Annotated in this window: 29 protein-coding genes; 1 reads left to right on the forward strand and 28 read right to left on the reverse strand. The window is 56.4% G+C overall.

Going from position 1 to position 23,801, the window contains the following annotated elements; translation table 11 throughout:
- Positions 1-1,314 precede the first annotated feature (1,314 nt).
- The gene (locus BIS10_RS08505) at positions 1,315-1,605 is read left to right on the forward strand and encodes a hypothetical protein (protein ID WP_253504335.1); all 291 of its coding nucleotides are present in this window, start codon (positions 1,315-1,317) and stop codon (positions 1,603-1,605) included.
- On the opposite strand, the gene BIS10_RS08510 is transcribed toward BIS10_RS08505, so the two are convergent.
- The 28 genes from BIS10_RS08510 to BIS10_RS08645 form a co-directional block, all read right to left on the reverse strand.
- Complete coding sequence (locus tag BIS10_RS08510; RefSeq protein ID WP_253504337.1) at positions 1,598-2,062, reverse strand: hypothetical protein; 465 nt, start codon at positions 2,060-2,062, stop codon at positions 1,598-1,600. The genes BIS10_RS08505 and BIS10_RS08510 overlap by 8 nt on opposite strands.
- Positions 2,063-2,342: 280 nt before the next feature.
- A complete protein-coding gene (locus BIS10_RS08515) occupies positions 2,343-2,576 on the reverse strand; it encodes a hypothetical protein (protein ID WP_253504339.1) in 234 nt (77 codons plus the stop codon).
- Between the two features lie 360 nt (positions 2,577-2,936).
- Entirely contained in the window at positions 2,937-3,746 is an 810-nt protein-coding gene (locus tag BIS10_RS08520; RefSeq protein ID WP_253504341.1) for a helix-turn-helix domain-containing protein, read from the reverse strand.
- Positions 3,747-3,762: 16 nt separating this feature from the next.
- Complete coding sequence (locus BIS10_RS08525) at positions 3,763-6,951, reverse strand: glycoside hydrolase family 19 protein (protein WP_253504343.1); 3,189 nt, start codon at positions 6,949-6,951, stop codon at positions 3,763-3,765.
- Positions 6,942-7,670 carry a hypothetical protein gene (locus BIS10_RS08530; RefSeq protein WP_253504345.1) on the reverse strand — a complete coding sequence of 243 codons (729 nt, stop codon included), beginning with the start codon at positions 7,668-7,670 and terminating at the stop codon, positions 6,942-6,944. Before BIS10_RS08530 ends, BIS10_RS08525 begins: the two co-directional genes overlap by 10 nt.
- 17 nt (positions 7,671-7,687) lie before the next feature.
- Entirely contained in the window at positions 7,688-8,464 is a 777-nt protein-coding gene (locus tag BIS10_RS08535; protein WP_253504347.1) for a hypothetical protein, read from the reverse strand.
- Between the two features lies 1 nt (position 8,465).
- On the reverse strand, positions 8,466-8,678 hold the full coding sequence (locus BIS10_RS08540) for a hypothetical protein (protein WP_253504349.1): 213 nt from the start codon (positions 8,676-8,678) through the stop codon (positions 8,466-8,468).
- 34 nt (positions 8,679-8,712) lie between these two features.
- A complete protein-coding gene (locus tag BIS10_RS08545) occupies positions 8,713-9,333 on the reverse strand; it encodes a hypothetical protein (protein WP_253504351.1) in 621 nt (206 codons plus the stop codon).
- Positions 9,334-9,347: 14 nt separating this feature from the next.
- Complete coding sequence (locus BIS10_RS08550; protein WP_253504353.1) at positions 9,348-9,542, reverse strand: hypothetical protein; 195 nt, start codon at positions 9,540-9,542, stop codon at positions 9,348-9,350.
- A complete protein-coding gene (locus BIS10_RS08555) occupies positions 9,529-10,572 on the reverse strand; it encodes a hypothetical protein (RefSeq protein WP_253504355.1) in 1,044 nt (347 codons plus the stop codon). Before BIS10_RS08555 ends, BIS10_RS08550 begins: the two co-directional genes overlap by 14 nt.
- Positions 10,572-10,961, reverse strand: coding sequence for a hypothetical protein (locus tag BIS10_RS08560; RefSeq protein WP_253504357.1), 390 nt, complete (start codon positions 10,959-10,961; stop codon positions 10,572-10,574). The genes BIS10_RS08555 and BIS10_RS08560 overlap by 1 nt, the downstream gene beginning before the upstream one ends.
- Entirely contained in the window at positions 10,954-11,307 is a 354-nt protein-coding gene (locus BIS10_RS08565; RefSeq protein ID WP_253504359.1) for an AlpA family transcriptional regulator, read from the reverse strand. Before BIS10_RS08565 ends, BIS10_RS08560 begins: the two co-directional genes overlap by 8 nt.
- A gap of 177 nt (positions 11,308-11,484) precedes the next feature.
- Positions 11,485-12,102 carry a helix-turn-helix domain-containing protein gene (locus tag BIS10_RS08570; protein ID WP_253504361.1) on the reverse strand — a complete coding sequence of 206 codons (618 nt, stop codon included), beginning with the start codon at positions 12,100-12,102 and terminating at the stop codon, positions 11,485-11,487.
- A 219-nt stretch (positions 12,103-12,321) separates the two neighbouring features.
- Positions 12,322-13,656 carry a helix-turn-helix domain-containing protein gene (locus BIS10_RS08575; protein ID WP_253504363.1) on the reverse strand — a complete coding sequence of 445 codons (1,335 nt, stop codon included), beginning with the start codon at positions 13,654-13,656 and terminating at the stop codon, positions 12,322-12,324.
- Positions 13,657-13,903: 247 nt separating this feature from the next.
- Positions 13,904-14,272, reverse strand: a complete 369-nt coding sequence (locus BIS10_RS08580; protein WP_253504365.1) for a hypothetical protein — start codon at positions 14,270-14,272, stop codon at positions 13,904-13,906.
- A 10-nt stretch (positions 14,273-14,282) separates the two neighbouring features.
- Positions 14,283-14,516 (reverse strand): AlpA family transcriptional regulator, encoded by a 234-nt coding sequence (locus tag BIS10_RS08585; protein ID WP_253504367.1) that lies wholly within the window; start codon positions 14,514-14,516, stop codon positions 14,283-14,285.
- A 160-nt stretch (positions 14,517-14,676) separates the two neighbouring features.
- On the reverse strand, positions 14,677-16,020 hold the full coding sequence (locus tag BIS10_RS08590) for a site-specific integrase (protein WP_253504369.1): 1,344 nt from the start codon (positions 16,018-16,020) through the stop codon (positions 14,677-14,679).
- A 413-nt stretch (positions 16,021-16,433) separates the two neighbouring features.
- A complete protein-coding gene (locus tag BIS10_RS08595; RefSeq protein WP_253504371.1) occupies positions 16,434-16,973 on the reverse strand; it encodes a hypothetical protein in 540 nt (179 codons plus the stop codon).
- A gap of 243 nt (positions 16,974-17,216) precedes the next feature.
- Positions 17,217-17,639, reverse strand: coding sequence for an AlpA family transcriptional regulator (locus BIS10_RS08600; RefSeq protein ID WP_253504375.1), 423 nt, complete (start codon positions 17,637-17,639; stop codon positions 17,217-17,219).
- Positions 17,639-17,983, reverse strand: coding sequence for a hypothetical protein (locus tag BIS10_RS08605; protein WP_253504378.1), 345 nt, complete (start codon positions 17,981-17,983; stop codon positions 17,639-17,641). The genes BIS10_RS08600 and BIS10_RS08605 overlap by 1 nt, the downstream gene beginning before the upstream one ends.
- Before the next feature lie 250 nt (positions 17,984-18,233).
- Entirely contained in the window at positions 18,234-18,395 is a 162-nt protein-coding gene (locus BIS10_RS08610; RefSeq protein ID WP_253504381.1) for a ribbon-helix-helix protein, CopG family, read from the reverse strand.
- A 79-nt stretch (positions 18,396-18,474) separates the two neighbouring features.
- Complete coding sequence (locus BIS10_RS08615; protein ID WP_253504384.1) at positions 18,475-18,717, reverse strand: hypothetical protein; 243 nt, start codon at positions 18,715-18,717, stop codon at positions 18,475-18,477.
- 30 nt (positions 18,718-18,747) lie between these two features.
- On the reverse strand, positions 18,748-19,392 hold the full coding sequence (locus BIS10_RS08620; RefSeq protein ID WP_253504387.1) for a ParA family protein: 645 nt from the start codon (positions 19,390-19,392) through the stop codon (positions 18,748-18,750).
- A gap of 190 nt (positions 19,393-19,582) precedes the next feature.
- Positions 19,583-19,963 carry a type II toxin-antitoxin system HigA family antitoxin gene (locus tag BIS10_RS08625; protein ID WP_253504390.1) on the reverse strand — a complete coding sequence of 127 codons (381 nt, stop codon included), beginning with the start codon at positions 19,961-19,963 and terminating at the stop codon, positions 19,583-19,585.
- A 4-nt stretch (positions 19,964-19,967) separates the two neighbouring features.
- Entirely contained in the window at positions 19,968-20,270 is a 303-nt protein-coding gene (locus BIS10_RS08630; RefSeq protein WP_253504393.1) for a type II toxin-antitoxin system HigB family toxin, read from the reverse strand.
- Positions 20,271-20,507: 237 nt separating this feature from the next.
- On the reverse strand, positions 20,508-20,690 hold the full coding sequence (locus BIS10_RS08635; RefSeq protein ID WP_253504396.1) for a hypothetical protein: 183 nt from the start codon (positions 20,688-20,690) through the stop codon (positions 20,508-20,510).
- A gap of 100 nt (positions 20,691-20,790) precedes the next feature.
- A complete protein-coding gene (mobV, locus tag BIS10_RS08640) occupies positions 20,791-22,191 on the reverse strand; it encodes a MobV family relaxase (protein ID WP_253504399.1) in 1,401 nt (466 codons plus the stop codon).
- A 659-nt stretch (positions 22,192-22,850) separates the two neighbouring features.
- Entirely contained in the window at positions 22,851-23,399 is a 549-nt protein-coding gene (locus BIS10_RS08645) for a hypothetical protein (protein ID WP_253504401.1), read from the reverse strand.
- Between the last annotated feature and the right edge of the window lie 402 nt (positions 23,400-23,801).

The raw sequence follows: 23,801 nt of genomic DNA on the forward strand, positions 1-23,801 counted from the left end.
TGCTAGCGTGCGCGAAGCAAGAGCGCAAACAAGGGGAAAACCGGCTTGGCCACCTTTCGCGAGTAAAGCCTCACAACGGGGTGCAGATATTGCACCCCCGTAAGCTGAACGGGGTGCAACATTTGCACCCCGCGAACCGAACGGGGTGCAAAATACAGCGCTACGGGGTGCAAAATTTGCACCCGAACCGTCCTTAACCAAACCCTACTCTCTCTAACGTGCGCGAGAATGAAGTTTTCGGCCAAGCCAACCAGGGCGATTACAGCGGAATTACCCCACAGGTAAATCTCACCAACTCCAGATGCCGTTCAAATGTATGCGCACTCACTGGCACGCAATCAACCAGAACGCCTAGAGAGGCTCTGTAAGCAACGAAAAGAAGAAGCCACCCCATTGCATGCCTTTACCTATTATCGACGCCTGTGTGAAAAAATAGACGGCATTTGAAGCGTTTTTATTGTTAGCCGCCTGAACATATGAAATTAACCCTCTATCCAAGAGGTCGTGTGGTGGGGTGTTGAAAAGATAGCGTCACGATATAGTGAGAAATGCCGTAATTAAGCGGTTCACACACGAGGGTTCAACAATGAAAGATAAATGGTGTCGATCATTAGACCTGCCAGACGGACGCACGATTTCAGGCGGCGCGGCTAGAAACGTTCGTCTCTCAAAATGCGGTGGGGTCGAGCAGGTTCTACGCGACTTCCTGAACGAAATCGACGCGCGGATTTCAGGCGACGCATCACACGCCCAACCAGTCAGGACTAAGTTCCGCAAAACACACTCCGCTATTCCGACTAATACCGGCGTGAAACGCCCGACAATGCACTAAATACACAGGGTATTAATCGGAGTAACCCCCCTCTCTACGATAGTGTAACGGGTCACTGGAGCGGTGACCCCCGCCAGGAATCTCGGTGCCTCATGCGTCACCAGCGTTAAATAACGCAATAACGCTGAGATGGAACGCCCTGCGCACACGGGAAGATCGGGGGTAGTGATCGGATTACGACCCTTCCGCTCCATCGACGTCCAGCGCGCGTAGGAAGCTCTGGACGTAAGGGGTCGGCACGATCTGCCGACCCTTTGCGCTTAACGTACCCGAGGAGGGGTCTGAACCGAACAGACCCCCTCTCGGCATTCAAGCGTAGGGAAGGGTGTGCCGATTACGCAGACCCTTGGACGGCAGCTCTAGGGCCACAGATGCGTCCAGCTTTGGACGCATCGGCGTCCTGCCCACGGGAAGCTTCCGCCCATCAAATCGGGAGTGAGTCGGCAGATTGTGACGACCCTTGTGCCTAGCTTGATCGGCAAATGGTAGGGGCGAATCGGATTCGTACCCCTGGCGGCAACCGTAGAGCCCCAGATACGACAGAAGCGTTAAATAACGCAATGACGCTAGCATTAAAAGCTCAACACTTTGCGCGTTTTGGCACAAGGCTGCGCGGAATAGACCCCAATCATCACAAAGGGCGGGAACGATTGACGCTTTTCATGCGTTTATCTGTAATTCATAAATCATTGATTTTATTGAAATCAAAAATTCAAGATAAGGGCGATAATCTTGAATTTGTTGCGTTGCACAAAAACGCCTTGATTAGGTGAATCCAGAGTGTACGACGCGCCCTTTAAAACGAGGTGGTCGCGGTTTCTTGCCAGCCGCGAACGGGCAGGCAGGGCAGTAAAAACGATAGTCCGTGTCCGTCATCACCGATAGCCGCCCATCTTCCTTGCAACGCGGACAGATAGAGTGCGGCGGGCAGTCCTCCGTGACGCACTCCTCTTTGAGCGTAAGAATGTAACCCCCCATGGGCGCTCGCACCAAACGGTAAGCGTCGAACCGCTTCTTGTCGTCGAGCGCACCTTTCAGGCGAGATACCTCCTCAAGAAGCGTTTGGTATTCAACTTGCGTGGCTGATAGCTGGGACTGAACGTCCATCAACTGCTCCATGATGCCGATAACGGCAGCATTCGCCCGCGCCTGGTCGTTCACGTCCTTCGCCGATCTGGCCAAGTCGAATGCTGTTTTGATGCTGCCAGTAAGTGCTACGAAATCAACCATGAACCTCTCCCGGTGTGTGCCTGAACAGTTCACACCAGGTGAAGCACACTGTCCAGAAGACGCTCAAAGCACGCAAAACGGCCACCACTCGGCCAAGCGCTGGACGATATCCAACGCCACGGTCAGCAGCTCCAGAAAGAGATAGGCAAGCTCAAGGCGGTCACGCATGGGATAGACCTCACGTTCATTGTTTGTGGGTCTCCCATACTGTTGTCACGACGCACCGATAGCGACAAGAACGCGTTGTAGAACGCGCGTCGCACAACGGGCAGCTTTATTCTTAAATAGTGCGTTCCTCAAGCAGCTCCTTAGAAAGCGCCGTGATTATCTCGGCAACAGGCTTACCTGCCCTCAGCCTTTCCTGAGCGTCATCACACAGGCGCTGCCTTTCCTCCATCTCAAATACACACGCTTTAGTGTGTGCCAATTGATTGATCGCCTTCATAACAGGCTTTGGTAGCGGCTTAGTGATCTCGTTAGCATTAAATGCTGCTAGCAATTTCTTGTCTTTCATCGTTAAAACTCTCCATGCGTGACGCGTAAGTGGGTAAAACTTGCTAACTTGCTAACTTGCTAACTTGCTGGTTTCCGTACTAACTTGCTGGTTTCCGTAATAGTGGAGCTTGTGGCACGCAACCCTTAGGGCTGATCTCTAAAAAATCCCCGCCATTGCTACACTTGTCGACCTTAGTGCCTCTTAACCATGGGCCTTAACAGTGGTTTCTCTACGCTCTTCAAAGTGGTTTTCGGAAACCACTCAGAAACCAGTAGAGAAACCGTTGCGAGAACCACTTCAGAAACCATTTTGACGCCTTGCTGACACCAGACCCCCCTGGAATTTTCCTGGTTTGCCCTGCCCGATCCACTCAGCAAGCTAGCCATCATGCGCGCCACTTCCTGTGTCGTCGTGATCGAACACTAGGCCCAGGCGCTCAGCACGTCCCTTCATTTCCTGCTCGACCCTTGCGGCATGCTCTAGAGCCTCCCGGTACACACCATCCAGCGCCTCTTTGTCCACCAGGGCAATGGCTGGCTTCTCCTCAACCTCGACCTTGTCCTTCCATAATTCAGGCTGGCGATTCTTCAGCCACAGCCGCGCGGCTTGAGTGTCCGGTGGGTAATGTCGGTGTAGGTCCGTCAGGATCACTTGGCCTTGATGCTGAGCAACATGAGTCTCGGGCAGTACCACCCCGATAGCTCTCTTGTAGAGCGCTTCAGCCACATGAGCATCAGCAAGCGCGGACCCTCGCCTTATGGACTCTAAAAAATCCGGGTATTTATGGCACCAGTTATAGATCGTGGCCTCACTCACTTCGAAGAATTCCGCGATCTGGTTGCGCGTCATACCCAGCAACATCAAACGATAAGCCTGTTCAGCATACTCAGGCTGGTACTCACTAGGTCGGCCTCGATCGTTGGTTACGGGCGTAACTTCCTGCGTAACCTGAGGCGTAACCGTAACCCCCTGCGTAACCTCCGTGCCCGCCTCGCTTACCATTTCGCTGTCTGAGCCTTTGGGTTGTTCCTGCTTTTGCCATTCATCCGCCTTCGCCCGCTTGCTGACAGCTACCCGTGATACAGGTAGCGATAGCTCTCGCACCAACCAGGCGAACCCCTCTCGGGGATCCGCCTCCCACAGCTTGCGGGCCTTATGCCACTGTTTCGCGTTCATCTTCGCTGCCATACGACTGCTCTCCTTTTCACGACATGCCGCTGTAGGCACCGGTGACGATATGGGCAATACGCCGATCCGAGACATCACGTGATACGTCCTCGTGGCGTTGACCAGAATCTGCTCGTTGGTTTTCGCTCTTCCCACCTTGCGACAACGGCACGCTAACGGTAGGCGCTTCGGTGACTGGCGGGACGCGCAGAGGAGGAATGCTGGTGGTCTGCGGTGAGACAACCCCTAAAGCAGGAGCCCTGGCAGCCAAGTCCATTGCCCCCAGGTGGCCTGTGTTTACGGTGGCTATAGTCTCCGGAGTGCTTTGGCGAGTAGCCACATTATTGATATCAGGCTCGCTTACGGGTGCTGGCATGAATTCTCCAGCCTGCGCCGCCGCTAAGTAGCGGCTTGTCTGGGCTTCGCGATCCTCAAGCCCATTGTGACCACCATTGATAAGGCGCGTAACTTCGCGGGTATCACCACGCTGTGCGGCTTCCGATAAGCCACCACGATTCTGCCAGTACCATGTAGCCACTTTCGCAGCCACTTCAGGATCAGCGGCCATGTCGGGATTGTTCACTAGGTCAATGCCCAGCGCTTCACTAGCAGCGGTGTAGTTGTCGCGCCCTGTAAGCTGCGTGAACCCACGCCCACGATAACGGTGTCCATCGCCGGGCTCTGTATTGCCCATGCGCCCGCCATACATGAGCTCGGCAACCGCTTCAGGGCCTTGAGCCATAGCGGCTTCTACCGCCTCTTGCCCCTGATTGCGAGCGTTGCGGCTTACGTCCATTATTCGGCTGGAAGAGGAGTAGTTAAAGCTCTCCTCTAGCTGCGTAAAACCAGCAGATTCATGGTGCATTTGCCCCATGAAGGCCGCTTGCTCATTGGGGTTAGTAATACCCGCTTCGGCCATTGCGGCCATTAATGCGGGTTCAGCTGCTGCCGCGTCTTGTCGCCTTTGACCTCGGGCGCTGGCCCCGCTGGCCGCGTTTCTTACCGCCCTGACGGGAGCGGTATCAGAAACCCATTCAGCTGAGTTACTGGCTCCACGTTTAATGTCATCCCAAATTGAAGCGGCTGTACTGCTCGCACGCTCAGCGGCGTCGGATGCTGCCTCACTGGCACGCGCAGCTGCGGTGGATGTGCGCTCGGTTACCCATTCTCTAGCCTGTCCGGCTCTATCAGCAGTCCACTGCGCTGACGATACGGCCGTATCAGACACCCATTGCGCCCCCTCGCTTGCTGATCCGGCAATATCAATGCCTGTGGTTTCCTTGATCCAATCGTTAACGCCGCCCATGGCATCACTAAAAGCATTCCAACCCTTTGCAGCAATATCGACCGCGCTACTCCAGTGGTCTTGCATAGTCCCAGTGACACTTTCCCAGCGAGAAGCAATCGAATCAGTCACGCTATTCCAGCCATCACCTATCCGATCAGTGACCTCGCCCCACTTAGTGGTCACGCCATCCCACTTTTCGCTGGTCCAAGTGGAGGCACTTTCCCACTTAGTAGTGACGCTATCCCACTTTTCTGAGACCGTGGAGCTCACTCCGTCCCACAAGATAGAAGTGAAGTCGGAAGCGTAATGCCAACTATCAGCCATGCCCTGGAACAAGCTGCTGTCCTTCATGGTGTTTAGCCACTGGCCAGCCTTCTCCCCCAGCACCTCGCCCGCTTCGCCACCGAAGTAGCCACCAGCGATTGCGCCGACAATGCCACCTACGGCCGTGCCGATAACCGGTACTACGGAACCCAGGGCCGCCCCGGCAGCCGCGCCCCCAGCCATGCCGCCAATGCCGCCAAGCCCACCGCCTACAGCGCGCCCGGTGGTAACGTTCTTCTCTTCCCGGGTTGCGTCACTGCGCTCAGAGGCCGCCACATCGCTAGCCATAAACCCAAGGCCAAGCAAGGCACCAATACCTGGAATACGGCGACCACCCGCTTTCAGTGCCCCCGCAATGCGCCCACCGCGGCTTGGCCTTGCGTCACCGCTTCCTCGCGCCTGTGACCCACCTTGCCCCGTGGATCGCGCAGCCGTGCTGCCTGCTGTGCCTGCTCGTGCTGCTGCGCGCCCAGCCTGTCCTCCACCTCGCTGTGACGTAGAGCGTCCGCTGCCGGGAATGGTCATTCGGCGGGCTAACTTGCCTAGCCCTAACGCGGTTAATAACCCCTTGAGCCCCGCTATCACCGCTCCGGCTAACGCTATTGGCAGACCACCCAGCAGCGACAACATGCCGGCAAGGGGTGCTAATAACAGCATGATTCCACGCCAAAGCATGGATCCGCCGCCACCGCCTGTTGGCTTACGCTCGATGCTCTTCAGGATGCGCTGCTGTCGCTTGTCGGCGGCACGATCCTCACTGCGCGAGCCGCGCATCATCGTCCAGAAACGGCGGTACCAGCGCTCCTGCTTACGATCAGAGCCATCGCCCATGATCTTGCCGAAGCCACGGGAAAGAGGCTGTGCTACCTCATTGAAGGCTTTAACCGTGGGGTCAGATTCCTCACTGCCTGCCCCTATCTCCTGTACGGCACTGCTGAGCCGGTGCCCCATCCCGTCCACGGCCATGGAAACCTTGTCGCCATCTCCATCGCCATAAGCGCTGGGCGTGGCTACATCACCGCCAATAAACCTGCCCTGGCTATCACGCTCCGGGGGCTTCGCTCCTGGTGCGATGGGGGAAAGCGTAGGTGCGTGCTCTCTGGCTTCTCGCTGTTCCTTTGGGGAATTTGCTCCCGGGACAATGGGGATGACCGAAGACGTTCTCCCCACGGCTTCTCGTCGATCCTGCGGAGTAATCGCCGCCTGGGTCGTGCGAGTTCCTGTAGCAGCGTCAGGCGTAGCAGTGGCTAAGGTAGGTGTCGCTGGGGTGAGCTTGTCGCCTTCCTTAGCGCTATCTACCTCTACGCGCACCGTCAGCTCATCACGCTCCGGGGGCTTCGCTCCTGGTGCGATGGGGGAAAGCGTAGGTGCGTGCTCTCTGGCTTCTCGCTGTTCCTGTGGTGTCTTCTTTACAGGAGCGATGGGGGAAAGCGTTACATGATCACGGGCTAGCAAATCACCAGGGCCCTTGGGGGCAGAACCTCTAGAATTGCTTTCCAAATCATGACGAATGGCTCGTAGTTCGTCGCGGATGGATTCCAGGTATTCGCTTACCTCATCCTGGCCAAGGCGCGAGCCGGCTAGAAACCCCTGCTCATCATGGTTCAGTGCCATGTAATGGCCTCCTCTCGACTATTCACCTGCTGAACCAGCGGATAGCCTGCGGGGTCGTCGGTGCCGGGTACGCCCTGTCCATCGTTGGGTTCACCAGGATTAGGAGCCATAAACAGCGGCACCGTGACTTTGAGTGTTAAGTTCAGAGCCAGCACGGTCAGATTCTTACTGCCGGTCTCAATGGACATTGCCGGGTTGTCGGGCACTTCGATCTGTGCCGGATATTCGTGCTCAAGGCCCGCAAATGAATAACGGGCAGGAAAGCAGCGACGGCTGGGCGAGTCGAGGTACAACGCGAACTGAGCAGCCAGGCTGTGAGCCGTGGGCTCATCGCTGGCAAAGATAACTACTTGCGTGCGGATATCGCCGGCCACGGTACGCAGCCGGAACAAGCGCTGTTTCGCGTCCTGCGGGAAAGTGATGTTCACCGGGTCGGCAATCTGCGTGGTAAAGCTCTTCTCTGCTGGCGACCAGTCCTTAGCCACACCAACAAGCACCACTGGAAGCTTCGGCGGCTTGGTGGGCCCTTGGTGCGTGTCGTTGCGCTGCCACTGGGACAGCATCTCCTCGGCCTTGTCCACCATGCGCGTGGGGGCCCATGCCACGCAGTAAGGGAAGCCGCGAACGGCGAATTCCTCCAGGGCGCGGGTGGTGGGCACCACTCCGTCATAGAAGCCTTGAAGGAAATCGCCCAGGCCGGCCTTTACTTGTTCAAACATGCAATCTGCCTCCAAGGCTATGAGAATCGGGAGTCGTTCCAGTCGCGCTGATCCCACGCCGTCAGCGTGCTGAGCGTCACGGGCAACTGAAGCTGGACAAAGCGGCCGTACTTGTCGGAAGGCGAATTAAGCGGGACGCCAATGGTCTCGATCACCATCGGCGCGTAGAGGCGGTTTTTGTAACGGATGGCGAGCAATGAAGGCGCAAACGACGGCATCGCCGCTTCAACAAAGCCGTTAACATTGCGATCGCCCTCGCTCACCCAATCTACGGCGGCTGTTAAGAGCGTTCCCTCGGGGGCCAGCTCTTTCGGCAGTGCCCACCCCATTAGCTGGTCTAGCGGCTCCTCTACCTCTGCCTGCGGGTCACGCCAGGCGCGAAGCATGATGGTCGCCTGAAGGCGCAAAGGCGGCATGCCGCTAAAGACTTGCGTTGAGTTCAGCTTGGTAATACCCGTGCGTCCGCGCGCGGTCTCACTAACTTGCTTGGTGGCACCGCCTGCCCCCACTCTATCGGCTAACGGCTGGATAGCGCCGCTTTGCAGCATGGCGGAGAGCGTTGGTGCTCGCGCTTCCGGTCCAGCACCGTCGAACGGAGACTGCCAGTTAAGCGTTGCCTCTAAATTGGCGTCGTCCACAAACAAGCAGTGCACCGCTGGCATGCCCTCAACGGGCTCTCCTTTGTGATCTACCTCATAGATCGAGGCGATTAGGCTAGGATTGATGCCATCCCATAGAGGACCGGTACCGGATATCAGGCGTGACGCTGCCGAAGCACTGGAGGCGATTTCCATATCAGACCTCTCCCTTCACAGCGTTTAGCAAATGCTGAGCATCACGCGCACGCGCAGCCACCGCACAAAGCGCCTTCTCTGGGGAACCATAGAGACGTAGATCCGCTTGATAACGGGACGGCGGCGGCAGAGTAGCCAGTTCGGCCAGAGCTTCATCCACGGCACGGCTGGCAGCGGCGTGAAGCTCCGACGGCAGCGGCGTTACATCATTCATGGCAATGCTCCATCGTGACTTGACGATGGGCCGCTTACGCGGCCTCTTCATCGTGGGTGGTCTGGGACAAATGGAGCTCCACTCTGCCCGCATAGCTTGTCAGCAAGGTCGAATTGCGCTCGATTTCACCTGGAAGGTCGGCCAACTCTTGCTCCAAGCCTTCAATGTCGATGAGGGTCGGCTTTGCTTGTCTGTCCGCCATCCGAAGCGGAAGGCCTGCTTCAACCAGGCTTGCGATAGCCGCACTCCGCGCAGCTCGAGTGCGAGCGATCTCGCCTCTATCACTCTCAAGGGCCTTTTGTCGCTCGAAAAGCGTCCGTCCCTTGGTGATCAGTTGGGTCGTAATCGGATTCAGAATGTCATCGAGTTCACGACGATCGTTTTCGATAACAACCTTTGACTCCGTTGCCTCTTTAAGTCGCTCAGTCAGCGCATCGACTTCAAACTGAACAGCACGCAGCGCGTCTTGTGAGCTGCCGTGCTGAGCGATTGCGGCGGTGAAGCGCCCTTGAGCAGGAAGGCCACTCAATTCACGGCGAAGGCGGTCAGCCTTGCGTATTAACTCAATCCATTCACGGCGTTCGGGAGAGCCGAGAGCGTCCAAACGGTCGGCTCTGTCCATCAGCGTGTCGCGGTTAGCAGTGTTATCAGTCATGAATATTTCTCCGATTAGTCGTGTTTAGAGAAGTGTTGGAGCTGCTCACGGGCAGCAGTGATTGATTGCTGGGCTTGCCTAGTCCAAATGCGGCGCAGCACGCATAGCTTGTTGTGTGCACCGCGGTCGCCGGTGATGACACGTTGGTGAAGCAAATCTTCTAAGCGCTGTCGCTCTTGTGATGTGCGTTGAGTGTTATTTTTTGGCATTCCGCATCCCCGCTATAAGCTCTTCGGCACGATCAATGCCTACTTCGCCAACCATCCGCTCAAATGCGGCATCAGCTTCTGACGTATTCATCTTCGCTAGGGATTGCGCTTTTTTACTGCCATTAGCCGTTTTCTTTGGCTTAGTGGTGGTTGCTCGACTCTGTTTGCGCAGCGCGCGGCGAGAACGATCAAAGTCGCGGTCACCGGTGTCCTGAGCGTTCGCCGCCATCGGGCGGGAATCTTGCTTTCGGGCCTGGCGCTCGGCTTCCTTCTCCGACGTGTACTGCCTTCCCGTCATGCCGGCCCTGACCTTGTCGATGGCCCGGGCCAGGAACATCTGGACAGCGTTGCCTCCCTCGACCTCAGCCATGACACGCAGGACGTGCTTACAGGCGACGCCGCTCAGGTCCGGGTTGGTGATCTTGGGGTAGCCGGTCTCGTCACGCCCGGCGTTGTACCCGCCGATGGTGGCGATGTAGCGCAGGCGATAGCGGTGGTGGTCGCAATCGCAGTCGAACCGGATGCCGCCTTGGCGCAGGCGCACGGCGGCCTTTTGAGGCGTCAGGCTGCCGTCGGCCACCACAGACGAAAAGCCCAGGAACTGGACGACAGGCTGGTAGCGATTGGGAGCGCCTTTCGTCAGGCCGCTAGCGTTGGTGAGAAACCGCACCTCCAAGGCGGTGTTGACGGGCCGACTGGCGGCAGCGACCGCCATGCGGATCTGGGTGCGAGCGCGCTTGCGGTCTTGGTTGGTGCTGAGATCGATCACCCCTCGTACATTGATGCCGCCCTTGAAGCGTCGACCCGCTGTCTTGATGTTGTGGCGGAAGGCGGCAAGGTCATCATTGGTGATGTCGCGCACTTCTCCGCCCAGCGTGGTCTTCAGCATGCGTCCCGCATCGTAGTCGCCGCTGACTTCATTGGGGCTGAGGATCTTCCTCGCCCCTTCCCGCTGGCGTGCGTCTTCACCGAGCCGGTTGCGCAGCTCTTTTGAGGAGCCTTTGACTGATCCAATGGAGGAGGTGGCCATTAGCCCTGCTGCTCTTCCATGACGCCGTTTAGGGAGTTATTTGCTGACTCCAGGGCAGTAACCAATAGAAAAGCCCTCCCTGAGCTGAGAGAGTCGCCCAGCGCAACCAGGTTCAGCTCTTCAAGCACACTGTCGATCGAGTGGCTTGCGTGGCTGAGTGCTTCATCGCGTAGCTCGCGAGAGAACTCTTTAACGCTGTGCTCCATCGCCTCGTGCTGCGTCAATTTCTTCTGGGCTGACTCAACCGCAGAGCTAATGGCGAACTCGACAGCAGCATAAGCGCGACGGATAGCATCTTCCGACAGCTGACCACTATCTAACGCTGCCGCTAGCTCTTCTCTGGTGAGTTCCATGGCGTTGCGCGCTTCTGTTGCGTATTCGTTAGGCATGAGCTTGAGCTCCTTGAGTGCTGCGGCTAGTGGGTCTGGGCGTTGGTGCTGCTGTTGGGCGCGTTGCCTCTTCCAGGGCGGACTCAAGCCACGCCGTGATATCGCTAAGGCGGTAACGGACGGTGGTTGAGGTCAGTGCGACGTGAGGCGGTGGAGTGCGATTCAGCAGCACATGGGTCATGCGTGACTTTTTCAGCAGACCAGCTGAAATGCTGAGTACATCCGCCGCTTCGCTGGTAGTCAGCAGTATCTGGTCGTGAGCCAAGCCCATCGCGCATTCAAGGATTTCCCTTCGACGCTGTGCTCGCTTATCACGCTCCGATGTCATTTTGCTGTTGCTGTTCATGGGCAGTTTCCATTGGAAATATCGGTGCTAACCGGGGGTAGCCGGAGATACGAGGTACATGCTAAAGGGTGAATTGATGCCGCTAACGGCCAGTTTTCCGGGTTTGCCACACCGAATTACGGGCACAAAAAAACCCGCACTCGGCGGGCTTAGGTTCTGGTTTCGGCGGGGAGTAGATCAGGCGGCAGCAATCTCTAGTTCAAGCAAAGTATCCGGTGCGTCACTAATCATTTGGCGATCTACATAAGCGCTTGAGCGTCGACACAGCGCACCAACAACGTCGCTAAGCGCATCAGTAGCGTCGGATAATCGAGAGCCAGCCCGCATATCCTCCCAAGCAGATGGGTTCAACTCGATAACGCGCTCAAGTGCCCCCTGTACAGCTTCGACGCCCGTCATCACTTCGACAGCAAGCTCACGAAACTCGGCAATATGAGCATCTCGAACCGTTAACGCGCTTACGTGCCGCTCACGTTCACGTGCTGCGTTGCCATTACTAACATGGGCTATTTCTCGCCAAGTCGGGCCTGGTTCGTCAGGCTCACTCTCTCCAGTCAGGCCCAGCAGAAAATCAACTTTAACCCCACATGTGACCGCAATCCGATGAAGCACCCAAGGGGCGGCACCACCTTGTAGGTCTGTCCCAAACTCAAGCTTCGGCATAAGATCACGCTCTACACCAACAGCTAGAGAGAGATCGGCTAAGTTAAAGCCAGCCAGCTGACGGGCTTCTCGTATGCGAGCGCCGACAGCACGGTTATATTCAGCGACTTCTAAACGGGTGGGGGCAGGCACAGGGAATCTCCATAGCTAAGGATTCCGAGATGGTAGGCGACTCTCTCACCACAAGGACTGCAGATTATCCGAGGCAAGTAATACGCACGGACCTGTTATCACCTCACCCTCAAGTAATACGCATACGCCACTGACCAAGCGATATCTTCAGCAATGCGGAGGACAGAGCTACCCTCCTATAGGCTACGCCACAAGTAATACGGACGGACCTGGGTACACCTATTGATTGTTGGTTAACATCCGCTGTACTTGGCTTACGCTGGTTTCCATAGCTGTGGCGATCTTTCGGTAGCTGAGCCCTTCATTGCGCAGTCTTTGTGCTTCCTCACGACGTTGTTTAGCCTGAGATAAGTATTCTCCACGATCGAGAGCACCAGACTTGCGGCGATACTCTCGCTTACGCTCAGCATCTCGACGTTTAGCCTCGGTTTTGCTGATGATTGTTTTAAGCTGTAGTTGCTCATCGTCAGTAATTTGGAACGTGTCGATCAGCGTTGCATTGCGGGGCGTATAGAGCGGGGAGTACATTTGCCCGTTGAACTCGACCTTCTCGCCTCTCGCGTGGGCTTTGGCTTTAGCAAACTGAGTGCTTAGGTCGCAATCACGATATGACCAGCCTGGGGCAAGCTCAGCGGCAAGGGTGCGCGCTTCATAGTGGAGATGGCTGGCTTTGATGGGTTCGGCGAGAGCCAGGAAGTTTATCGACCAGTGAAGGAACAGCATCCGCTGCCCTTCAATGCTATGGGCACGCATCTTGGCAAGGGTGCGTAGATCCTCTAGACGATCCCACGCTAACGTGCGTTGAGACAGCTTGCGCAGCCCGTGTAGGCCGCCTTTGATTACTCTCAGGCCCCTACTTGCTTCTCGCTGCTTAATCGTCTCCTTGAGGGCTTCACGGGGCATATCGACTAACTCGTCGAAGAGCTCGTCAAACCCGTATCTAACAAGATCGCCGTCCGTGCCACGGTCTTCCCAAACGACACGGCAAACTTCACCCGACTTGCTGTTACGCGTTCCCTCCAGCCGCAATACGCGACTGGCATCCTTCGCGCCTGCGTCAGCGCCCAGGTACTCGAATCGCTCTACAAGGTTGCGCTGAGCAAGGTTCCAACGAATTAGCGCCTGTCGAGGCACAGGAGTGCTCAGCAGCCACTTGAGGTGAACGCCACGGCCACTGAACACGATTAGAGAGGGGGCAGGTATACCCTCATCTTTACAGGCCATGAGGCAGCGCATAGCCCACTGGTCGCCATCAAGGTGGGTTATCGGGCCAGGGTCAATATCGAGAAACAGCAGCCCAATGCGGGCAAGATTAACCACGCGCCGGTTGGGTGCGGAAAACTCACCTTGGGATATGTAGCAGTCACGATCGCGGGGAGCCGCCTGTATGACGCTCGGCAGCTGGTTGAGACGATAGGAACTCTGTCGTAGTCGCCCACCTTCGGCGCTCTGCCGCGCGAGGACGGAAAACCAGCCCCATCGTTCTGAATCGTGATAATTTTCTGGCTCGGAGATGAGATCAAGCTGCGCAGGTACGGGGTTTAATGCGCTCATGTGCGCACCCCATTTCCACGGCGGATGTCATCCCCTGAAAGTTGGGTTATACTAGGCATACAGATTCACGCCCTCCAAAGGCGTCTGTAGCCCCGGTTTCCTCTTCGCCTGCCACAGCTTCCGAGGATTCCGGGGTTTCGCTTTTCTAGAGCCTCTCTCTCGGCCCTCTTCATAACATTGTGACATAAATCGTCCTGTCGATGCGTTAACGCCGAAAAAATCCCCAAGCAGCAATCACTTCTAAGATTCATGCGCTCTTCCTTGGGCTCGTTTGCGCCTGGCTTCTACCCGCTTGATAAAGCCTCAACAGATTTTCAGCCTTCTCGATGCTCCCCGCTGACAAGCGATAGTCTTGATACAGCGCCTTGCCGCCATGGCGATGCATATGTGGGCGGTCTTTCTGCAAGAACTCCAGGCCTTTATCTCTCAGCTCAGCAACGGAGCTGTGCCAGCACGTATCACCGTTTACCCTCAGTGCGTCCAGGGCGCACACATAGCGACTCTCGTGGTAGGCCTCGACCAGGAGGACTAACGAAAGCTCTATTTTTAGCGGTGGACGCACAAAGAAGGCGTTCTTCTCGGCGTCGGCTAAGATGCGATCCATTGATATTGTCATGACGCACCCCTTAGCCTTGAGCGGCGCGGCGTTCGACCGCGTTACGCTCTGCCCACTCCAATAGATCACGTCGGCGATAGCGGACAAGGCGACCCAGCTTTACCCACGGCGGCGCGTCATAGCCGAGTAGCGTTCCGCGTGCGCGGGAATTTTTCATGGTCGAAGCTGATAGGCCCCCCAGCAGCAAACCGCTCTGCTTGTCAGTGAGGTATTCGGGAGTGATATCGCTCACGCTGTTTTGCATATTCGTCTCCAGTTGGGTTGACGCACACCGGGCCTTTGTCCCTGTGCACCCCCTAGACGATACCTCCACGACTCAGGCGCATTTTGGCCAGTTTTCCGGGTTTGAATATGACAAGGCCAACGTGCTGGTCAGCCTTGCCGTTGCGGCGTGACAGGCAGGATCAAGCAGACGCTGTTGTGTGGTGACGAAAAGGCACCACAGCAGCACCGGGGTCATTAATCACGTGGTCAAGCAACAGGGCGCCCCATCGATCAATAACTTCACGCTGTTCTGACTGGTAACGCTGACGCTGATAAACCGCTTCGATGGCGTTCGCCGGTGTGTGCCCCAACAATCGTTCGATGATGTGAGGCGCTACCGCTAAATGTTCACCCCATAGGGTAGCGGCGGATCTGCGCAGGTCATGGACAGTAAAGGTCTTCTCCGCACCAAGGCGAGCTAGCAGGCCGCCTCCTTTGCCTTGCTGATCCGGTTGCCGCTGTAGGCGTTTGACGGCGGTGCTCAAGCTATCGGGGGTCAGTGGCTTATCATGGCCGATCGCACGGAATACCGGCCCTTTAGCGGCAGGCAGGCGCACGCGTAATATGCTCAACGCCTCTTCGCATAGATAAACGTCACGAGCTTCTTTTGTTTTGGTGCGGTTCGCGGGCAGGTGCCACACGCCATCCTTGATATCCACTTCTTCCCAGCGCATGCCAGCCACTTCGGCGCGCCTGGCTCCGGTCAAGATAAGCATGCGCAGAGCGGCGACCATTGCCGGTGATAGGTGGCAGACCTCAAGGGTGGACCACACTTCCCGCAACTCCTCGATCGTCAGTGTTACGCTTCTCGCCTTCCCAGCCTTGCCCCCATAGGTGGCTGGCTTCATGCCCGCCGCTGGGTTCTCTTCAATCCACCCTTGGCCGTGTGCCCATTCCAAGGCCGACCGCAGCGTCGACAGAGTGGCACGCGCCTGTACCGGGGAACGTTCAGCGGCACGAGTTAGCTCTGGGGCAATATGCTGGCGAGCGAGTTGATCAACGGGCACGCCATCAAGGCGTGACAGATAGGCCGACCAGCGCTGCCGATGCGCAGCGATAGTGGTCGAGGCCATCTCCCCCAGCCGTGTTAAGTGAGCCAGCCAGCGCACCATCATCTCGCCGAATAGCGGAACCACGTCACTGGCCGCAACCAGATAGCGCGGGTCATGGCCACGCGACGCAGCGGCAGCATTCTCCCCATGCCGCTCCCGGGCATCGTGTAAGCTCCATTGAGGCCAAGGCCCTATCTGAACATCAACACGACGACCAGGACGGCGGCGCAGCGGTTCGCCAAGTGTTGCCGGCGGAAGGTGCCCAGCGGATATTGTCAGGCGAGATAACCAGGCGCGGCGGCCAGAAGGATAAATCATTAACATTAAGCCAGGGGCCGGAGCGCCGGTGTCGGGTACCCGATAGGGCTTATCTTTGGGGGGAAGATTTTCGATGCGGCGTGGAGTCAGTCGGGGGGCTTGGCTAGTACGCATGACACCCTTTCCTTATCTGTTGGTGGCGGGCTGAGTCGCTTAGGTACTCCCTAGTGACGCCTAGGGACATACGTTCATACTTTATGTAGAAGTGTGAACAATAGACGCAAAACCCCTAAAACAGTGGCTATCTATGGGGTGAATAATCTCTGCTACCACTCCCACCACCTATTCCCAGTAATTTAGGAGCAAAACGGTTAGCTATAGCGACTGGACTTTCAAACTGAAGATAAGGGAGATTATGTCCAACTTGACGCCGTTCCGTGGCCAGCCTTTCAAACTATCTATTAGGACTATTATGTTCAGTTTGGAGCCGTCTAGCGGCAGCACTTCAAAGTACCTATAAGAAGTATTATATGTATATTGGAGGCTTATTTAGCGCGGCCAACAACTATCTATAACAGCTATTCTATCTAGTTGTGATGCTCCAAAAGATCACGACACACCATTGCCACCAGGCGCTCATAGTCGCCGCGATTGCTTGCGTACTCGGCACCCAATACGTCTTGCAGTATGCTCGGCGCGATCCGCTCAAGCTGGGGCAGCAGCAGGCCCGTTAAGGTGCGCAACTCAATATCGCGGCGGGCATCGTTGGCGGCGTTGGCAATGCTGGTGATAAACGCGGTTGGCACCTCCAGCGCGATATACCCGCCTTCACAGCGCCACGTTTCCAGTTCGCCATGGTCACGCTTTAGCTTTTCAATGCTGTCGGTGATTCGCTTCAAGCGGGCGTCGTCGGCAGTGTCCAGCGCTTCATCCATCCAGCGAACTAGCGTATCTCGGGCATGCTCGCGCTGCCCTTCCGGGTACTCGCCAATAATATCAGCGGCCACCTTGGCGGCCCGCTGTAGGTGCAACGGCTTCACTTGCGCTTCAATGCCAGCAGCTTCCAGCACAGCGCGTAGGGCTGCGTCGTCTATGGCGTCATCAGTTAAAACGGCATGGCGGTTCATTGGGCGGCCTCCATTTCGGCACGTAGCTGATCATATGCACGCAGCCATTCGGGGTTATGCCTATTGCGGCGGTAGTTGTCAGCAGCGCGTAGCTGGGCTCGGATTGCTTTGCGTGAACGGACTGGTTGAGCGATATACTGTTGTTGCATGGCGGTGTTCCTCTTTGCGGTCGATTACCGTCGTGTCACGCCTCGGATCTGTTCCCGCAGATACCGGGGGGCTCTCTTTAGCCGTGCTCTGCGATTATTCAGGGCGACTAGCAAGCTGCTTTCTCATCCAGTCCTCAATTTCAGACTGAACCCATCGAATACAACGGTTTTGATTGCCTGACTTGCTCAGCACTACCGGCTTGGGAAATGTAGGGTCGCTTTCACGTCGGCGCTGAAGCGTGGTGCTTGCCAGGCCTGTTTTGGCGATGACATCGCGGGTGGTGAGGTATACCAATTCGTCCTGATCGCCCCACGCCCGCTCTGTGGCTACCTCGCCAACAACGAGTCCTCTATCGAGACATAGTGCCCGTGGCATAGGCAGGTCGCCGTGACGATCACACTCGTCGGCCAGCACGCGTAAGAGGGAGGCCAACTTGAACCCTGGAGCTTCCTCAATGCTCTTACGCTGTTCAGGATCCAAAACTAAGCTGCTGTCGAAGGTAATCACACTCTTCATCAGATGGCCGCCTTGATGGATAAAACTTGGGTGCGCATCATACTCAGCGCCTCATCAGCATCCTTTCCAAGAACAAAAGACTGACGACCATTAGCTGTCAGCCGTACCGCTGCCACTGCCTCTGGATATTGAGGGTGAGGCGATTGGATCGCAACGGCGGCATCGTCCCTTGCGACCTTCCTAAGGGCATCCAACCAATCAAGTGCGGCGACTTTTTGAACCACTTCACCCCGCTCTGCCAACACGTGAACGGTGAAGCAGCGTCGATCTCTACGCAATTGGTCATAAGCTTCATCCAAACGGCCTTCCATTTGGCGGCGAAGACTAGCGCTCAGGTGAGTCATAGGGTGACCTCCTTACTTATGTGAGCGGTCTCAACACGAGCCAGTCGCGTAGCAAGCTCCATGATAGGAGCGGTGATCTTCTCAGAGCGGTACGGAGCGAGAACATTGAGCAAAATTGCCAGCTCATTGCGGCTCAGGGTTCCCACTCGTGCGCTGCGGGGATTATCATGTAAAGACATTGCGTTATCTCCCAAGGTTGACGCGGTGTCATGGCCCCGGACGGTTGCACCCGTCGCGGGGCTTTTTCGTTTTACGCTTCTCGACGCTTCAGGTATTCATCCAGCGCGTCTCGAACCAAGTCCGAAACGGGCACTGGTTCACCCGTCTTCTTTCTCTCTTCTTTGGCCAGCGCATCTAAACGATCACGCACTGACGTCGGTACTCTGACGGTGATAGTGGATTTCGACTCCATTGTTTCTCTCTTCTATGTATTGCTTACTTACTGTAAGACATGAATACGCGAATAGCAAGCATCTTCTTGAGGTGCCGAATCACGCTCCACCTTTGCGGTCGATGAACTCGCTCACCGCCTGCTCAAAAACCTCCACCATGTCCATATCGTGTGCGGCAGAGAACACTTTCAGCCGCTTCTTGAACTCGGGATCGACGCGGAAATTACACGGCACCTTGGCGCCGCTCTCTGGCTTGCTGGTGTTATTACCTACGACATACGCTGATTGAGCAGGCTGAGGCGGAAGCCCCTTAGGGTTTGGCTTTTTGCTGGGTGCGGCCATGATGGCTCCTTGCGTTATAGCGTTAAAACGTTATTGCGTTACGGCTTCAAGGCGGTCAATGATCGCTTGGATTAACTTGTCAGCCTGCTCTCGCGGCCCCTTGTAAGGGGACTCCACTACTGACATTCCGCCGTCTTGCGCACGCCTAAAGGCAGTCTTCTCGGGAATCTGTGAATCAAGCACATGGTAGGGCGTTGCCCCCAGGTAGGCGCGGGCCTCGTCCAGCTCGCGAAAGCTGTCACCGGTCTTCACCAAAGCAATGGCGATCCGCTCCACCGGGACGCCGTGCTCGTTGGTCAGGGCATTGGCTAGCAGAACGGTCGGCTCCAAGTCGTCGAGGGATAACCCAGTTGGCAGCACTACCAAGTCTGCCCGCTTGCCTATCTCCACGGTTGCCCGTGTCGCATGCGGCGCGCCGTCAAGAATCATCATGTCGTAGGCGTCGGCGATCTTGAGCGCCTGGCCAACGGTACCGAAAGTTTCTACTGCCACCACAGGCACTATCTCGCGGGCCAAGCGCCGCTGAAGCCACGAGAAGCTAGAAGCCTGGTTGATATCGAGGTCAGCCACTTTCACGTTCCAGCCAGCCGCCGCGTAGGTGGTGGCCACTGCCCTAGAAATAGTGGACTTACCTACCCCACCCTTTTGGCTAACAACGCCGATGATGTAGCCCATGAATACGTTTCCCCCTTGCGTTAAAGCGTTATTGCGTTAAAACGTTACAAGTGAAGCCAGACCCTCTGGCAAGAAAAGCATCACCCGATAAGTTGACCATTTCAGTGTAACGCAATAACGAAATGACGCTATAACGCCACAAAAAAGCCGCCTCAGATGGGCGGCTGTGTAGTGATTTCTAGCGAGTCTATTAGGCGATGTGAGTATCACGCGGAGGCTTAATCAAGCTCTCTGCCGGGATGCCAAACATCTCGTGTAGCTTCCAGACCATGATCAGAGTCAGGTTTCGCTTACCGTTAAGTATCTCGTACACACGATTACGTTTGCCGATGGCTGGCTCCAAGTCCTTAGCGGTAAGACCCTCCTGATCCATGCGGAACTTGATTGCCTCAATAGGATCAGGCAGATCCACAGGGAATTGCTTTGCTTCGTAGGCCTCGACCAGGGTCAGCAGGATATCGAAGCGGTCGCCGTCCTCGGTGCCGGGTTCAGGCTCGTTATCGAAGTATGCGGATACCTCGCGCAACACAGCTTTGTAGTCGGCCTCAGTGTGAATCGGGCGAATATTCATAGGATCACTCCATTTCAACCGTCTCGGCGTCCACTTTGTCGTAATCAGCGTGGGTGCCGATGAACTTTATGTAGATCGCGCCAAACCGGTAGGCAATACTCACGATAAGCCGGTAGTCGTTGCCTTTGATGTCGAATACGACGCGCTTGTTACCCAATATACTGGCTTTTGGGTATCTCTCCTTGATGTCATGCGAGTTCTTCCACTTAGCGTGCTTTGCTTCGTCGACCCAGGCCTCCAGCGGGCCTTTGGCATCAGGATGCTGTCCCCAGAAATCCTTTAGGTTTTTTGTCGATATTATTCTCATGCGGCCTCCTATATAAAGGCATTATGTCCCAATTTGGGACTAATGTCAATATTCTATTAATCAATGATATAGCGTTTATATTACGGCGTTATATAACGCTTTAACGCTGCAAAAAGCCGCCTCGAATGGGCGGCTGGGGGGCCTTTCCTTCATGGTGTCGGGTGCTCTTAATTCCAGCGAAAAGCGTGGATATAGGCGTTGTTATTCAGCCGTGGCGATGCTCCCGGATGTACGGCTTCAGGGCTTGATCAATGCGTCGCTACCAACCTTCACCTTCTTTGTTGCGGGCTGCTTACCTCGCTGGCCGATGGTGCGCTGTAGGTTAGAGGGCAACGCCTCCGACATAGGCCGCATCTGTTTAACATCCTGGCCTGTGAGACCTCTTACTTCGCCGTCTTTATTCGTGAGTCGCGTTTTCATAGCGCCTTACCTCCTGTGTGTTGGTCTTCCTCAGGCTGATACGCCTTCAATAGGCGTAAAGCACACCTCGTGTACCCGCTACCCGATGAAGCGCTCCTCTTCATCGCTCAAACGGTGACCGTACCGGCATACCTGCCCTAGGCGTTGTCGGAGCCTGCTCTTGGGTGGTGTGACGCTCCGCAGGCTTGGGGTTCTCCTTCTCGACAAAAGCGCGGCCTCGCGAGGACAGGTAGCCGTTCGCCTCAAAGAAGTCGCTATTTAGCCAGGTCTCTAGTGTCTGCTCCAAATCATCACGGGTGACGGCAAGGCGCCACGCTTTCACGCGCTCACCATCTCCCATCCGAGCCAAGGCCTCGGGGGGCAAGCGGCGTAGCTGGGCGGCCCGATTGTTTTCCATGCGCTCAAGTTCCGCCTGGGCCTCTTTCTCGCGCTGGGCTTCCTCGCGTTTGCGGGCCTCTTCAGCCTCGCGGCGTAGCCTGCGGCACTTGCCTGCGAAGCCCTCTATTTTTGCGACTTCTTCACGGGATAAACCACCGATTAGGCCCCGAAGTCGCTCCTGGGCCTGCTGGCGTGCTTTGCGCTCCTCATCCAGGGCTGCCTCCGTTCGGCGGGCTGTCTCTGCCATCTCGTCCGCGCGGCGGCGCTCAATATTTGCTGTTGCTGCCCTAGCCACCGTCGGTGCGTAGTGCTCAACCACAAAGGAAGTCACGCGCGCGGCATGCTCCTCAGGGCTTTCCCTACCCCACAGTAGCCCTTGTCGGGCCAGTTCATCGGGCGATAGGCTCAGGTTCTCGGCCAGGCCACGGGCCAGAGCTTGGTGATACGCCTTGGTGGTGACATGGGTAGCCGCTGAATGGCGCAGCCCCCGGCGTAATCCGTGCGGGCTGGCCACCTCCTCGGCGAACGCTGTCTGTAACTCACGCAATTGCTCACGTTGGCCCATGAAATGCGTCGCGCTTAATGCCGTGCGGGCTGGCATATCGAACGTTTTCGGGCCCCGGATCCACTCGCCATCTTGCTTACCAAGAATCACATTGCGCGTGCGCGTGGTCGCCGGATAGTCCACGAGGGGAACGGCGTAAACTGCCAAGTGGGGCGTGCTTTCATCAAGTTGGACGTTCGCAGCAACGATGTTCTCGGCACCATGGCGAGCCTCCAAGTAGGCAAGCGCATCACGGAAATACTCACGCCACTTCACGGGTCCACCCTGCTCGGCGAATGCCTCATGAGGGCCTGACACTACGTACTCGATGGCCACCACGGAGCTAGTCGTTACATTGTCCGCTAGCTTCAGGCGCTCACGGATCGCTGCGCGCAATGCTCCAGGGCTCGACACTGGCCGCCAGTCCTCGTTGAGATGCGTCCGATCCTTGTCAGCGTGCGGTACCGGCATTGTGCGCCACGTGTGTGCGGCGCTCCCCCCCAGCTTGGAATTGCTGAGCTTCACCGCGCGAATCACCGCGTTGTGGTGGGGAGTCGTTGTCTTCGTGCGAGCTGCCATGATGGCCTCCGTATCGTAATCGATTTCAGAGGGCCGGCTTACCCGTTACCCTCATATAATTAAGAAGGGGCACGGCGCGATGTTTTGCCCTAAAAGAAGAAAAAAAATAATTCATGGACAGCCGCAAGAGGAGGGCATCGGTTGTGTTTCCCTACAGTTGTTCAGCAAAACGATAGGCAAACGCTACGGGAGTTCAGCACCAGAAACGGGCGCCCTACGCCCTGTCAGACAGGGAAAGACCGCCACTACGGGGCATCACTCAGCAATTGAAGGCCCCTACTGTTGATCAGCAGTTCAGACTGAAGGCCCGTAACTCACTCCGGGGCTTGTGATATCGGATTAGGCGCCGTTAGCGACTGCCGTCATTGGGGGAAGGGTTGTGAAAAAAGCGAATCCTCGCAGAGCGCAAAAGTGCTACGGGATTCAGCATGGGGAGAGGATTGATCTACGATATTACTTGAAAAGTAACACCGCGGGCTTCCATAATGGGTTTAAAGGTAGCGCTGACCGGTGAAAGCGCCCGCCCGCCGCGAAAGCGGTTCGCACCCTAGAGTGGAATACTCAAGAGGCTCCGGATTAAGAGAAGGCCCTGCCATTGGTGGGGCTTTTTCGCGTCTGGGGTTTCACATTACGACAGTGAGGTGCCGGTGCTAGCAGGCTCACCGTGGCGGCTTAATTTTCTTCCCTTGGTATCGATTCATCAGGATGATGCCGAACCGGATAGGCTTGGTGTATCTCAAGGCATTGAATCGCTCGTGAGCACTGACAATGAACAAGTTCATATCGATACCTTGCGCGCTGCTTTTGCTCAAAATGAAGAAGATCGCGTAATCAAAGGTGCGCTCTCCCTCCACCACCTTGAGCGTAACGAACTCCTCACGCCCGGTATGAAGGCACTTCCTACCCCCTAGTGTTCTCACTACCTCGGGCAGCATTTTAGACAGCTGCCAGCGCTCCAAACAAAAGACCCGTTTTTCTCGGCTATCGGCGTACCACCCAGCCTCATGGACTACCTCGCCTTCCTTCTGCTTGCGCGTAAAGCAGTGAAGCCCATAACTTACGGCTACCTGGAAGCGGCGTTCTGGTGCGTTCTTGGCGGGGGGAACGACATATTCCACGCACTGCGGATGAAGATGCTCTAAGCAATATGCCTCGCCCTCATGGTGCTGAAAAGGCTCCCATGCTACCCCTGTTGCTCGCTGTGCCATTGCTCCCCGCTGCGTCTGCCTTGGTGTTGTGAGCCGCGATTCTATAGGCATGCCGTCTTTTCGACACCCCTCGACCGGCTGGCATCGACTCAGCCGACTTTTCGGCTCAGTACAAAAGCATTTTCTTGGAGCCGTCTGGAAGGGTCGGAAAAATGTCCGACCCCTAATGACGCGGGCTCTAGCCAAGGGTCGGAAAATAATCCGACCTCGGAAAAAAATCCGACCCAGGTCGGAAAAAAATCCGTGCCAGGGTCGGAAAATTTTCCGACGAATCAGGGTACCAGTAATCATACCCCTACTCTCTGCTAGCGTGCGCGAAGCAAGAGCGCAAACAAGGGGAAAACCGGCTTGGCCACCTTTCGCGAGTAAAGCCTCACAACGGGGTGCAGATATTGCACCCCC

It is taken from the genome of Halomonas sp. 707B3 (assembly GCF_024158645.1).
GTDB lineage: Bacteria > Pseudomonadota > Gammaproteobacteria > Pseudomonadales > Halomonadaceae > Vreelandella > Vreelandella lionensis.